The following is a 13,115-nucleotide window of genomic DNA, read 5'->3' on the forward strand; positions in this document are numbered from 1 at the left end:
CTCCCGCCGGTGTTGATCATGAGGTTATTGTCACGACACGCCGCTGAGGGTGGCAATAACTTCATGATCAACCGGGGCGGGGGCCGGGGGACGGGGCGGTTAGAAGCCTTGGGCTTGGGCTCGGCGTTTTACCTCGCGGGCCTGGTCGCCGGAGAGGGCAGCGGCCGGGGTGGCGCCGGGGAGGGTGTCGTCCGGCTCGTAGAGCCAGCGCAGGACGGCCTCGTCGTCGTAGCCGTTGTCGGCGAGCAGGTTGAGCACGCCGGGCAGGTGCTTGAGCGCGGTCTGGTTGGCAACCAGGTCCGCCGGGATACGGCGGATGCCGTCGCGGCGGACCGCCAACAACTCCCGGTCACGGATCATCTGGTGCACCTTGCTGATCGACACGTCGAGGCGTTCGGCGACGTCGGGCAGGGTCAACCAGCCGGCCGGGTCGGTGGGTCCGGCGAGCTCCGGGCCGGGTGCGGCCTGGTCGGGTACGGGTTCGGTCACCCGACCACCCTGCCACGCCGCCGCCGCGACGAGCCACCGGCACCCCGGGCGACCCACCGGCGCCCACTCTCTTGACCGCCGCTGACCAGCGAATGAGGGGCCGTGAGCACGGCAGGACGGACTAGTTCGGCGTACGGCTGTAGCATCCTGTTCATCCTTCACCCCCTGGACACATAGACTGCCTGCCGATGGACACTCAGGTCGCCGACACGTTGCTGGGCTCGCTGATCGACGGGCGCTACCGCATTCGCGGTCGCGTGGCCCGTGGTGGCATGGCGACCGTGTACACCGCCACCGACGAACGCCTCGAGCGCACCGTCGCTGTCAAGATCATTCATCCGACCCAGGCGAGCGAGGCACGGGCCCGGATCGCCAACTTCGTGGCCCGGTTCACCGACGAGGCGAAGACCATCGCCCGGCTGACCCACCCGAACGTGGTGGCGGTCTACGACCAGGGCACGCACGCCGGTCTGCCGTACCTGGTGATGGAGTACGTCCGTGGCCGCACGCTGCGCGACGTGCTGGCCGAACGACGTCGACTCAACCCGGACGAGGCGCTGGCCATCGCCGAGCAGATGCTCGCCGCGATCGCCGCCGCGCACCGGGCCGGTCTCGTGCACCGCGACGTCAAACCGGAGAACGTGCTGGTCGCGGAGGCGCCTACCGGTGGCGTCGCCAACCTGGTCGACAGCGTCGTGAAGGTGGCCGACTTCGGGCTGGCCCGGGCGGTCGAGGCGAGCGCCGACGAGGAGCAGGGCAACCAGCTGATGGCCACCGTGGCGTACGTCGCCCCGGAGCTGGTCACCGAGGGCCGCGCCGATCCGCGCACCGACGTCTACTCGGCCGGCATCGTGCTGTTCGAGATGCTCACCGGCCGTGTGCCGTACGACGGGGACCGCCCGGTGGACGTCGCCTGGCAGCACGTCGACCGGGACGTGCCGGCGCCCTCGACGTTGGTGCCGGGCCTGCCGTCGGTCCTCGACGACCTGGTGCAGCGGGCCACCCGGCGTGATCCCGGCGCCCGGCCCGCGGACGCCGGCGCGTTGCTGGCCGAGGTGCAGGTCGCCCGGGATCGTCTGGGTGACGCCAACAGCCACACCGCAGTACTCCGCCCGGTCAGCGACGAACCCTCGCTCTCCCAGCCGACCATGATGGTCGCGACGGTCCAGCCGCCCAACCGCCCGTCGTGGGCACGACTGCCCGAGGGCGCCAGCAGCCAGGGGCCGGGCCGCCGTCGGGCCGCTCCGGAGCCGGCGGAGGGCCTGGGCGCCCGGCTCGCCGCGCTGCGCGGCACGATGCTGAGCAACCCCCGTGGCCGGCTGGCCGTCGCGGCCGTGGTGGTGACGCTGGGCCTGGTCGCCGCGATCGGGGGGTGGTGGTTCGGCGTCGGCCGCTACACGGACGCTCCGCAGCTGGTGAGCCTGAGCAATGCCCAGGCGCAGGCGCAGGCCGACCGCGCTGGGCTCATCCTGAAGTACGCTGAGCCGCGCTTCGACGAGAAGGCCCCGAAGGACAGCGTGCTGGAGCAGAGCCCGGCGTCCGCTGCCAAGATCGTCAAGGGTGGCACGATCACCCTGACTCTCTCCCTCGGCCCGGAGCGTTTCCCCGTACCGGACATCATCGGCAAGGAGTTCGAGCTCGCCGAGGCGGACCTGGTCAACGTGAAGCTGGTGGTGGCCAAGGGCACCGCCCGCTACGACGACAGCCTGCCGGCCGGGGTCGTGGTGGACAGCTCCCCCAAGGTGGGTGCCGAGGTCAAACCAGGTGCGAAGATCACCCTCATTCTGAGCCGGGGCAGGGCGCCGGTGACGGTGCCGAACCTGGTCGGCAAGAGCCTGACCGACGCCCGGACGACCCTGGCCCAGCTCAACCTGACGCTGGTGGAGACCTACAAGGACTCCGACAAGCCGAGGGACGAGATCCTCGGCCAGAGCCCGGCCGACGGCGCCGGCGTGGAGAAGGGCACCCAGGTCAAGCTGGACGTCAGCAAGGGGCCACCGCTGGTCGCCATGCCGCGGGTGGTCGACCTGCCGTGCCAGCAGGCCAAGCAGGCGTTGGAGGGCCAGGGCTTCCCGGTGACGGTGGCGATCAACCCGAACGCCGTGGTCCGGATCCAGCTCCCGGGCGAGAATTCGCAGGTGGCGCCCGGCACCCCGGTCACCCTGACGTGCTTCTGATGCCGACGATCTCCGCGCGGCCGGTGGGCGCGCACACTCCGACCTCGGGTGGGCTGGCGAAGGCTGCCCTGCCGTACGTTGACGCGACCGGTGCGCAGGTGGTGCAGGTCTACGTCTCCAACTCGCGAGGCTGGGCACTGCCCAACGGCGACCCCGCGCAGGACGCCCTGTTCCGCGACGGTTGCGCCGAGCGGGGCATTCCCGCGTTCATCCATGCCGCACTGCTGGTCAACATCGGCTCGCCCACCCCGGCCACTGTCGAGAAGTCGGCCCAGACGCTGGAACACGCGTTGCGTCGGGGTGTGGCGATCGGCGCGCGGGGGGTCGTGTTCCACGCGGGCAGTTCGGTGGACGAGGGGCACGCCGAGGCGGCGATGCGACAGGTCCGCGAGGTGTTGCTGCCGCTGCTCGACTGGGCCGCCGACGCTGGCGGGCCGATGTTGCTGGTCGAGCCGAGCGCCGGCGGAGGCCGGTCACTGGCCTCCCGGGTGGAGCAGCTCGGCCCCTACCTGGACGCGGTGGACCGGCACCCCATGCTCGGGGTCTGCTTCGACACCTGCCACGCCTGGGCGGCCGGCCACGACCTGGCGGCCGAGGGCGGCATGACGGCGACCCTGGACACCCTGGTGGCCACTGTCGGTGCGGACCGTCTGCGACTGGTCCACGCCAACGACTCGAAGGATCTGCGCGGCTCCACCCGGGATCGGCACGAGAACATCGGCAAGGGCACCATCGGTGAGCCGGCCTTCGCCGAGCTGATGGCCCACCCGGCAACCGCCGGCGTCCCGATCGTCGTGGAAACCCCCAGCGAGAGGCACGTAGGCCACGCCGCCGACATCACAACCCTAACCCGCCTGTCCCACCCCTAACGCCCACCCGCACCCCCACCCCTCCCCGGCGTCCCCCACTCACCCCGGTGATCATGAAGTTATTGCCATGACACGCCGATCCGAGTGGCAATAACTTCATGATCACCGGGGGTGGGGCTGGGGTGTGGGGGGCCAGGGGTGGGTTTTAGGCGGCGGCGAGGATGCGGGGTAGGGCTGCCAGGGCGCGGTCGATGTCCGCGTCGCTGAGGCCCAGGTGGGTGACCAGGCGGGCGGTACGGGGGCCGAGCACCGAGATCAGTACGCCCTCGGCCCGTGCCGCGGCGGCCAGGGCCCGCGCGTCAAGGGTGTGCTTGGTGAGGTCCAGCGCGACCAGGTTGGTACGGACCGTGGTGGCCAGCACACCGAACGGCGCGACCGCCTCGGCGAGCCGGGCCGCCTTCGCGTGGTCGTCGGCCAGCCGGTCGATGTGCTGCGCGAGCGCGTACCGGCCGGCGGCGGCGAGAATGCCGGCCTGGCGCATGCCACCGCCCATCCGCTTGCGGAGCAGCCGGGCACGTTCGATCTTCTCCGCACTGCCCAGGACCAGCGAACCGACCGGCGCGCCGAGCCCCTTGGAGAGGCACACCGACAGCGTGTCGAAGAGCCGGCCGTACTCGATCAGCGGCACCCGGTCGGCGACGTGCGCGTGCCAGATCCGGGCACCGTCACAGTGCAGCGCGACGCCCGCCTCGTCGGCGACGCCGCGCAGATCCCGCAGGGTCGCCAGCGGAATCACCCCGCCACCGCCGCGATTGTGAGTCTGCTCGACGGCGATCGCGCGGGTGGGGACAGCGAAGTAGCCGTCCGGCCGGATCATCCCGGCCACCACCTCCGGGTCGATGTCCGCGCCCACCGCAGGCCAGGTCCGCGAGGAGATCCCGCCGTACGCGGCCGCGGCGCCGATCTCGTACGTGACCACGTGCGCGTCGGCGTCGCAGAGCAACTCGTCCCCGGGCGACACCAACAGTTGCAGGGCGATCTGGTTCGCCATCGACCCACTCGGGGCGAACAGCGCCGCCTCGTGCCCGAACAACGCGGCGACCTCGGCCTCCAGCGCGTTGACGCTCGGATCCTCGCCGTAGACGTCGTCGCCGACCTCGGCGGTGGCCATCGCCTCCCGCATCCCGGCGGTGGGTCGGGTCACCGTGTCGGACCGCAGGTCCACGAACAGATCAGGCATGTTCTTCCCTTCGGCGGCCGACTGCGGCGCTCGCACGCTCAGCCACGGAGCATCTCCGCTACGAGGAACGCCAACTCCAACGACTGCTGGGTGTTCAGTCGCGGGTCGCAGGCGGTTTCGTACCGGTCGGGCAGGTCGAGATCCTCGATGCCCTGGGCACCGCCGAGGCATTCGGTGACGTCCTCGCCGGTCAATTCGACGTGCAGGCCACCGGGGTGGGTGTCCAGCCCCCGGTGCACCTCGAAGTAGCCGAGCACCTCGTCGACGATGCGGTCGAAGTGCCGGGTCTTGTAGCCGTTGGACGACTCGTGCGTGTTGCCGTGCATCGGGTCGCACTGCCAGACCACCTTGGCGCCGGCAGCGGTGACCTTGGCGACGATCGGCGGCAGGGCGTCGCGTACCCGGTGGTTGCCCATCCGGCTGATCAGGGTGAGCCGGCCGGGGACGTTGTCCGGGTTGAGCTTCTCGCACAACTCGATCGCCTCGTCCGGGGAGGTGGTCGGGCCGAGCTTGACCCCGATCGGGTTGGCGATCCGGGAGATGAAGTCGATGTGCGCGCCGCTGATCTGCCGGGTGCGCTCGCCGACCCAGAGGAAGTGCCCGGACAGCCCGTACGCCCGACTGTCGGAGACCCGGGTGAGCGCCCTGTCGTACTCCAGGGCGAGGGCCTCGTGGGAGCAGTAGAGCGTGACGGTGCGCAGCGCCTCGTCGTCGGTCATGCCGCAGGCCCGGATGAAGGCCAGCGCGCGGTCGATCTCCCGGGCGATCGCCTCGTAACGCTCCCCCGCCGGGGAGTTCTTCACGAAGCCCTTGTTCCAGTCGTGCACCGCGTGCAGGTCGGCGAGCCCGCCGGCGAGGTAGGCCCGGAGCATGTTCATCGCCGCCGCCGAGTTGGCGTACGCGCGGATCATGCGCTGCGGGTCGGCGACCCGGGCGGCCGGGTCGGCCTCCAGTGAGTTGATCATGTCGCCGCGGTACGCGGGCAGGCCGCGCGCGTCGGTCGGCAGCGAGCGGGGCTTCGTGTACTGCCCGGCGACCCGGGCGACCTTGACCACCGGCAGCGACGCGCCGTAGGTGAGCACGATCGCCATCTGGAGCAGGGTGCGGGCGTTGGCCAGCAGGTGGCTCTCGGTGTTGTCCACGAACGTCTCGGCGCAGTCACCGCCCTGCAGCAGGAACGCCTTGCCCTCGCAGACCAGGGCGAGCTTCTGCCGGAGCTGGTCCACCTCGTAGGGCGCGACGACCGAGGGCACGGTGTCGAGGACCTTGCAGACCGCGGCGACCGCGGCCGGGTCGGACCACGGCGGGACCTGCTCGCGGGGCAGCTCCCGCCATCGGTCCAGGCCGAGCGCGGCGTCCTCCGCGGAGTCGACTGTCGGTCGGCTGGTCTGCAGGCCCGGGCTGCCCACCGCGGGATGGCTCAGCTGATGCCACTCATGGCGCATGACAGAAAGCGTACGGCGACTGTCGAGGCGCCCGGGCGGCGAGGGGGACGGTTCCGGCAGATGGGAGATCAATCTGGCGGGCGCCGGTCAGGTTACTCGGGTACGAAGACGCCGGTCGGCGACGGCGCGGCAGGCGCGGTGCCCGGCGCTTCCCCGGCGATGCACCAGTCGCTTCCGTCCCGGGTGACTGTGAAGACCAGTGGCCGGGTGACGGTGCGCTTGCCGACCGCGACGGAGACCGAGACGCTGACCTCCTGCCCGAGCGGCCCGGACCGGACGTCGGTGATGGCCGCCTTCGGCACCTGGAAGTGGTCGGCGAAGTCACCGTTGGGGCCGGTGGCACCCAGGTCGAAGCCGTCGTGCAGCAGGGCGCAGAGCTGGCTGCGGCCGGCGGCGACGTCCTTGGCCGTCATCGCGTCGAGGTACGCCTGCACGCGCTCACGGGAGCGGGTGGCGGCCTCCTCGGCGGGGACCCGGGGCGGCTTCGCGGCGGACTCGTCCTCGTCCCCGCCGCCGATTCCGCAGCCGACCAGGGCAACAGGCAGCAGCATCAGCCCGGCGGCGGTCGCCACCAGCCTGCGGTGGGTCAGGCGCATGATCACCTCCGTCGGCGGTGAGATCGAGACGTGCCGAGCCGCGAGTCTGCCACATCCAGCTGGTCGAGCCCAACGGCGGCGGCCCGGTCGACGCTGGGCGTCGACCGGGCCGCTGTGTCACGGGCGGGAAGGGACGGTGCGGGCCCCTTCCCGCCGTGTGGGTGGTGCGTCGGCCCTCGGCTCAGCCGAGACCGCCCTTGATGGCGCCGATGAGCTCGCCGTTGCTCGTGTCACCGGAGAGCTCCCAGAAGAACGCGCCACCGAGGCCCTGGTTGTTGGCGTACGTCATCTTGCCGTTGATGGTCGACGGGGTGTCGTAGCTCCACCAGTTGCTGCCGCACTTGGCGTACGCGGTACCGGCGACCGTGCCGGTGGCCGGGCAGGTGTTCTTCAGGACCTTGTAGTCCTCGATGCCGGCCTCGTAGGTGCCCGGCGCCGCGCCGGTGGCGCTGCCGCCCGGAGCGGCCTGGGTGACACCGGTCCAGCCCCGACCGTAGAAGCCGATGCCGAGCAGCAGCTTGTTGGCCGGGACGCCCTTGCTCTTGAGCTTCTGGATCGCCGCGTCGGAGTTGAAGCCCTGCTGCGGGATGCCGGTGTACGAGGTGAGCGGGGAGTGCGGTGCCGTCGGACCCTGGGCGGCGAAGGCGCCGAAGTAGTCGTAGGTCATCGGCATCAGCCAGTTGAGGTTGCCGATGGCCCCGGCGTAGTCGGTGGCGTCGATCTTGCCGCCGTTGCTGCCGTCAGCGGTGATGGCGGCGGTGACCAGGGCGCTGGACCCGAACTTCGACCGCAACGCGCTGATCACGTTCTTGAACGCGTTCGGGCCGCTGCTGTCACAGCTCAGACCGCAGGCGTTGGGGTACTCCCAGTCGACGTCGATGCCGTCGAAGACGTCCGCCCAGCGCGGGTCCTCGACCAGGTTGTAGCAGCTCTCGGCGAACGCGGCCGGGTTCTGCGCGGCCTGGGTGAAGCCGCCGGACCAGGTCCAGCCGCCGAACGACCAGATCACCTTGAGGTGCGGGTTCAGCTGCTTGAGCTTGCGCAGCTGGTTGAAGCTGCCGCGCAGCGGCTGGTCCCACGTGTCGGCGACGCCGTCCACGCTCTCCGCCGCGGTGTACGCCTTGTCGTAGTCGGCGTAGCTGTCACCGATGGCGCAACGGCCGCCGGTGGTGTTGCCGAAGGCGTACAGGATGTGGGTCAGCTTGGCGGCCGAGCCGCTGGTCTGGATGTTCTTGACGTGGTAGTTGCGCCCGTAGACGCCCCACTCGGCGAAGTAGCCGACGACCTTCTTGCCACCCGGGTTCGGCGGGTTGGTGGTCGGCGGCGGCGTGGTGGGCGGAGGGGTGGTGGGCGGCGTCGTCGTCGGTGGGGTGGTGGTCGGCGGAGTCGTGGTCGGCGGAGTCGTTCCGCCGCCGCACGCGGCACCGTTGATGGTGCAGTTCAGCGGGGCCTTGTAGGCGCCGCTGCCGTTGTAGCCCCAGCTGAACGAGGCGCCGGGGGCGATGCCGCCGGCCCAGCTCTTCTTGACCGCGACGTAGTGGTTGCCGCTGCTGGTGACGTCGGCGTCCCACGCGCTGCTGATGGTGGTGCCCGACGGCAGGTCGAACTCGATGCGCCAGGTGGCGACCGTGGCGCTCGAACCGTTGGTGACGGTCACCCTCGTCTCGTGACCGGTCCCCCAGTCCTGCGCCTTGGTGAAGGTGGTGGTGACCGTGCCGGCGCCGAACGCGGTGGTCACCGGCACCGCTGCGACGGTCACGGCGACCACGGCACCGGCCCAGAGGGCCCGGCGGAGCGATCTTTTCATGCGGCGTCTCCCGAACTGTTAGGAAACTTTCCAAAAGAGATGGTGAGACGGTACTCACGCCGTCATCAATTCGTCAAGATGCGCATGTTTCGATTTCTCCTGGTGCACGGAGTGCGTACGCTGCGCCCACCCCGGGGTTCACGCCCGGCCCACGCGTAGCCTCGGACCATGACCGTCTTCGACATCCCGATCGACGCCCTCAACGGCGGCCCCGCCGACCTGGCCCGCTACCGCGGCAAGGCGTTGCTGGTCGTCAACGTCGCCTCCCGCTGCGGCCTCACCCCGCAGTACGCCGGCCTCCAGACGCTCGCCGACTCCTACGCCGACCGGGGCCTCGTGGTGCTCGGCGTGCCGTGCAACCAGTTCGCCGGGCAGGAGCCGGGCAGCGCCGCCGAGATCAGCGACTTCTGCCAGGTCAACTACGGGGTCACCTTCCCGCTGACCGAGAAGATCGACGTCAACGGCGGCGACCGGCACCCGCTCTACGCCGCACTGGTGGACACCCCGGACGCCGACGGCCACTCCGGTGACGTGCGATGGAACTTCGAGAAGTTCCTGGTGGCACCGGACGGCTCGGTCGCCGCCCGCTTCGCCCCCGCTGTCGCGCCCGACTCCGACGACCTACGCGTCGCCATCGAGAAGACCCTCCCCACCCCCTGACGCCCCGGGGCGCTCTACCGAGCCACCGTGGTCACGCTCGAACATGGATGTCAACGCCGTTTGCGTTTGGCGGGGCGCTGTTCGCCAACCTGCACCACCTCGCCGATCATGGAGTTGTGGTGGGCAACAAAAAGCCCGTAAATGGCCAAAACAGGCACCACAACTTCATGATCGCCGGGACGGCTCCCCCTGCTCGGCGATCTTGCACTTTCTGTCGCGACCTAACAGGCATTACACCCATATTGACGACCGAAACTGCAAGATCGGCGCAATCTTCTCGCTCGACACCCGTTGATCTGTCAGGAGTCCACGGTCATCCCGGATCGAGTGCGATCTTGGCGGGCCCGACGCCGCAGGACGACCGACGATCCACCGCCGACCACCCCGCACGAACCGCTCGTCACCGGAGAGTGGCACGTCCCCGGAGAGCCGGTCGGCGACCAGCGCGAGCAGTACGTTGTGCAGGACAGGCTCGCGGCGCCACCAGGCACCCGCCGGGACGGCGAAGGTCGCGCGCAGCCCACGCAGCCGGCGGGCGGCGGCAACCTAATAACCCACCAGCCTGGTCGGGAATACGTCGTGGGTGGACTGAGTTGGGGACGAGCATGACAACTGTGGGACTGATCGGCAGCGGCAACATCGGCGGCACCCTGGCCCGGCTGGCCGTCGACGCGGGCTACGACGTGGTGCTGAGCAACTCGCGGGGCCCGGAAACCCTCACCGACCTGGTCGAGACCCTGGGCGAGCACGCCAGCGCCGGCACCACGCAGGACGCGGCGCAGGTCGGCGACCTGGTGGTGGTCAGTGTGCCGCTGAAGGCGTACCGAGCGGTGCCCGTGGAGCCGCTGGTCGGAAAGGTCGTCATCGACACCAACAACTACTACCCGCAGCGCGATGGGACCTTCCCGGAACTGGACTCGGGCGAGGTCACCAGCAGCGAGTTGCTCCAGCGGCACCTGCCGGAGTCGCGGGTGGTCAAGGTCTTCAACAACATCTACTTCAAGGGCCTGGCCGCGCTCCCCCGGCCATCCGGTGCGGCCGACCGCAGCGCCCTCGCGATCACCGGCGACGACGCCGCCGCGAAGGCCGAGGTGACCGCCTTCCTGGACCGGATCGGCTACGACGCGGTCGACGCCGGCTCGTTGGCCGAGGGGTGGCGCTACCAGCCGGACACCCCGGCGTACGGCACGCTCTACTCCGCCAGCCCGACCGACTGGGAGCACCCGGCCCCGGGCGACGCCGCGAAGGTGCGCGCCGCCCTGGCCGCCGCCACCCGCTGAGCAACACCAGCCGCCGCCCTGCCCGCGATCGCCTACCGGGCGGTCGTGCGGAGGGCGGCGGCGAGTTCGTCGTCGAAGCTGGCGATCGGCTGTCCGTCCGAGGCGTACGCGACGAGCCGACCGTGGGCCATCGTCGCGGACCGGAACGAGAAGGTACGCGAACCCGGGTACGCGGCGAGCAGCGGAATGGTCCGGGGCGCTCCACCCGGCGCGGAGTAGTACTCCAGGCGGGTCACCTGCGGGGCGACCACGCCGTTGACCCGGACCTTGGTCTTCTCGGCGCGGGTGCCGAAGGTGACCGGCACGTCGGTGGCGTAGGCGGCGCATTCGGCCGGACCACGGCAGACGAAGAAGTATCGCGGGTTGACCACGTCGTCGAGGGTGTACGCCTTGAAGGTGGGGTCGGCCCCGGCTGGCAGCGGCTGCACGGCGAAGAACGCGAGCGCCACAGTGGCCGTGACGCCCACCCGCAGCCAGGCACGGCCGGCGGCCGGTCGTCTGCTCGTGCGTTGGGCGGCAACCGCGACACCGCCGAAGCCGACGAGGCACAGAACGCACACCCCGACGGCGCGGGCGTTCTCGAAGAGGAACTGCACCCCCGGCCGCGTCGAGATCGGACTGAGCACCGCGCCCAACGAGACGATCATGGCGGCGAGCAGCGCCGCGCCGGCGGCCCGCTGGGTGACGCCGGACGCGCCGATCAGCAGCATCGCGGCGAGCACCGGCCACACCTGGTGGTGGGTCCAGGACACCGGGGACACGGCCACTGTGGCGCAGCCGACGAGCACGGCGGCGTGGCCGGGGCAGCCCTCCCGCGTCAGCTGCCGGGCCCGCAGCAGCGCCGCCGCGCAGATCAGTGCCACCATCCCGGCCCAGAGCACTGGCAACGTCGTGTCGTCCACACCGACGCGCAGCAACATTCCGTGCAGGGACTGGTTGCCCAATGAGGACAGATTGCCGATGCGAGAGGTCTGCCGCACGGTTTCGGTCCAGTAGGCCCAACTCTCCCCGGGCAGCACGATCGCGGCGAGCCCCGCGCAGGCCACGAACGCGGCCGCCGACCGGCCGGCGTCGCGGTAGCGCCCGACGGCGAGGAAGTAGACCACGAACAGCAGCGGGGTGAGCTTGATCGCCGCGGCCACCCCGACCAGCGTTCCCCGCAGCCGGGGTGGGACGACGCCCAGCCCGTCGAGCAGGGCCATCAGCACGATGAAGATGCTGACCTGCCCGAAGCGCAGGTTGCTCTGCACCGGCGCGGAGAGCATCAGCACGGTGGCCGCAAGCGCCACGACGAGCGGGCGCCGGGAACGTCGGGTGGTCAGCGCGACACCCACCGACCCGGCGATGGCGACGACCGCCGCGCACGTCGCCACCAGCCAGATCCCCTGGAGTACGCCCTCGCGCACGAAGGTGATCGGCCACAGCACGAGAGCGGCGAACGGCGGATAGGTGAACGGACCACCGTTCTCTGCCACATACCCGTACAGCGGCTTGCCGGCGCGCAGGTCGGACAGCGCACCGTAGTAGATGTGCAGGTCGGAGAGGCGGTCGTCGCGCTGGAACACGAGCACGCAGGACACCAGCGCGACGACGGCGAAGGCCGCCCACACCAGGGCCACCCGGCGATCCCGCATCGCCCGAGAATAGACGAGCACGACGGTCCGCGGCGGCCCCGAAGCGGCGTACCCGCCCGGTGGGATCGGTGACGACAGCCGGCAAAAACATCGCTGTGGCAACTTGCGCCGCAGTCCTGTTCACGGGACCCTGTTCTCTGGGTTGCCGCCCGCTCACCGAACGTGCCCCCCGGAGGCGACATGCACACGCTCCGTACCGTGCCCCGCCGGCTGCTGGCCGGCTCCGGCGCGCTCCTGCTCGGCACCGCCCTCGCCGCTGCCGCCATTCCGGTTGCGGCCAGCGCCGCGACCGGCGCGGACACCGTCGGATACGTCCGGCTCGCGCACCTCTCCCCGGACACCCCGGCGGTGGACGTCTACCTGGCCGCACCCGGCGAGGCGAAGCCGCGGGTCTTTCCCGGGGTCGGCTACGGCGTGGTCTCCGACTACCTCGAACTCGCTCCGGGCCGGTACGCGGTGGCCATGCGCGAGGCCGGCGCACCCGCCAGCGATCCCCCAGTGCTCACCACCGAGGTCGCGGTGACCAGCGGCGACGCCTACACCGTCGCCGGTGTCGGCCGGCACGCGGACCTCGGCCTGCGGGTGCTCAACGACGACCTCAGCGCCCCCACGGACGGCCGCGCCAAGGTGCGGGTGGTGCAGGCGTCGGTGCGGACCCCGGTGCTCGACGTGGCCGCCGCCGACGGCCCGAGGATCGCCGACGGGGTGCAGTTCGCCACCACGACCGACTACCAGCAGGTCGAGCCGGGCAGTTGGCGGCTGAAGCTGACCGGTGCCGGCGGGCCGAGCACCGACGCCGAGGTGCGGCTCACCGGCGGTGCGGTCTACTCGCTGCTGGTGCTCGACGCGAAGCAGGGCGGGCTCACCGCCGAGCTGCGCCGCGACGCCGAGGGCGGCACAGTCGTCCCGGCCGGCGGGGTGGACACCGGTGCCGGTGGCATCGCCGGGGCGGGGCTCGACGCGTACCCACTGGTGGCC

At 71.0% G+C, this 13,115-nt stretch carries 11 protein-coding genes; 5 read left to right on the forward strand and 6 right to left on the reverse strand.

Annotated features, from left to right (window positions below; genetic code table 11):
* Nucleotides 1–99: 99 nt before the first annotated feature.
* On the reverse strand, nucleotides 100–489 hold the full coding sequence (locus KBX71_RS33225; RefSeq protein WP_210821643.1) for an Rv2175c family DNA-binding protein: 390 nt from the start codon (nucleotides 487–489) through the stop codon (nucleotides 100–102).
* Nucleotides 490–677: 188 nt separating this feature from the next.
* Between KBX71_RS33225 and pknB the strand changes: the two genes are divergently transcribed.
* Both pknB and KBX71_RS33235 read left to right on the forward strand, forming a co-directional pair.
* Entirely contained in the window at nucleotides 678–2,666 is a 1,989-nt protein-coding gene (gene pknB, locus KBX71_RS33230; protein WP_196925363.1) for a Stk1 family PASTA domain-containing Ser/Thr kinase, read from the forward strand.
* Nucleotides 2,666–3,535 (forward strand): deoxyribonuclease IV, encoded by an 870-nt coding sequence (locus KBX71_RS33235; RefSeq protein WP_210821644.1) that lies wholly within the window; start codon nucleotides 2,666–2,668, stop codon nucleotides 3,533–3,535. Before pknB ends, KBX71_RS33235 begins: the two co-directional genes overlap by 1 nt.
* Nucleotides 3,536–3,680: 145 nt before the next feature.
* Here KBX71_RS33235 and KBX71_RS33240 read toward each other — a convergent pair whose 3' ends face one another.
* The 4 genes from KBX71_RS33240 to KBX71_RS33255 all read right to left on the reverse strand — a co-directional run bounded on the left by KBX71_RS33240 (nucleotide 3,681) and on the right by KBX71_RS33255 (nucleotide 8,563).
* Nucleotides 3,681–4,715 (reverse strand): low specificity L-threonine aldolase, encoded by a 1,035-nt coding sequence (locus KBX71_RS33240; protein WP_210821645.1) that lies wholly within the window; start codon nucleotides 4,713–4,715, stop codon nucleotides 3,681–3,683.
* Nucleotides 4,716–4,753: 38 nt separating this feature from the next.
* Nucleotides 4,754–6,160, reverse strand: coding sequence for a class II 3-deoxy-7-phosphoheptulonate synthase (locus tag KBX71_RS33245; RefSeq protein ID WP_210821646.1), 1,407 nt, complete (start codon nucleotides 6,158–6,160; stop codon nucleotides 4,754–4,756).
* 92 nt (nucleotides 6,161–6,252) lie between these two features.
* Nucleotides 6,253–6,756, reverse strand: a complete 504-nt coding sequence (locus tag KBX71_RS33250) for a hypothetical protein (protein WP_210821647.1) — start codon at nucleotides 6,754–6,756, stop codon at nucleotides 6,253–6,255.
* 181 nt (nucleotides 6,757–6,937) lie between these two features.
* Nucleotides 6,938–8,563: a glycosyl hydrolase family 18 protein gene (locus tag KBX71_RS33255; RefSeq protein ID WP_210821648.1), complete on the reverse strand. Its 1,626-nt coding sequence runs from the start codon at nucleotides 8,561–8,563 to the stop codon at nucleotides 6,938–6,940.
* A gap of 168 nt (nucleotides 8,564–8,731) precedes the next feature.
* Between KBX71_RS33255 and KBX71_RS33260 the strand changes: the two genes are divergently transcribed.
* Complete coding sequence (locus KBX71_RS33260) at nucleotides 8,732–9,223, forward strand: glutathione peroxidase (protein ID WP_210821649.1); 492 nt, start codon at nucleotides 8,732–8,734, stop codon at nucleotides 9,221–9,223.
* 605 nt (nucleotides 9,224–9,828) lie between these two features.
* Nucleotides 9,829–10,503 carry an NADPH-dependent F420 reductase gene (locus KBX71_RS33265; protein WP_210821650.1) on the forward strand — a complete coding sequence of 225 codons (675 nt, stop codon included), beginning with the start codon at nucleotides 9,829–9,831 and terminating at the stop codon, nucleotides 10,501–10,503.
* A gap of 32 nt (nucleotides 10,504–10,535) precedes the next feature.
* Here KBX71_RS33265 and KBX71_RS33270 read toward each other — a convergent pair whose 3' ends face one another.
* On the reverse strand, nucleotides 10,536–12,137 hold the full coding sequence (locus KBX71_RS33270) for a glycosyltransferase 87 family protein (RefSeq protein WP_210821651.1): 1,602 nt from the start codon (nucleotides 12,135–12,137) through the stop codon (nucleotides 10,536–10,538).
* A gap of 180 nt (nucleotides 12,138–12,317) precedes the next feature.
* Between KBX71_RS33270 and KBX71_RS33275 the strand changes: the two genes are divergently transcribed.
* On the forward strand, nucleotides 12,318–13,115 hold a 798-nt coding region (locus tag KBX71_RS33275), incomplete at its 3' end, for a DUF4397 domain-containing protein (RefSeq protein ID WP_210821652.1).

It is taken from the genome of Micromonospora sp. D93 (assembly GCF_018070365.1).
Lineage (GTDB): Bacteria > Actinomycetota > Actinomycetes > Mycobacteriales > Micromonosporaceae > Micromonospora > Micromonospora ureilytica.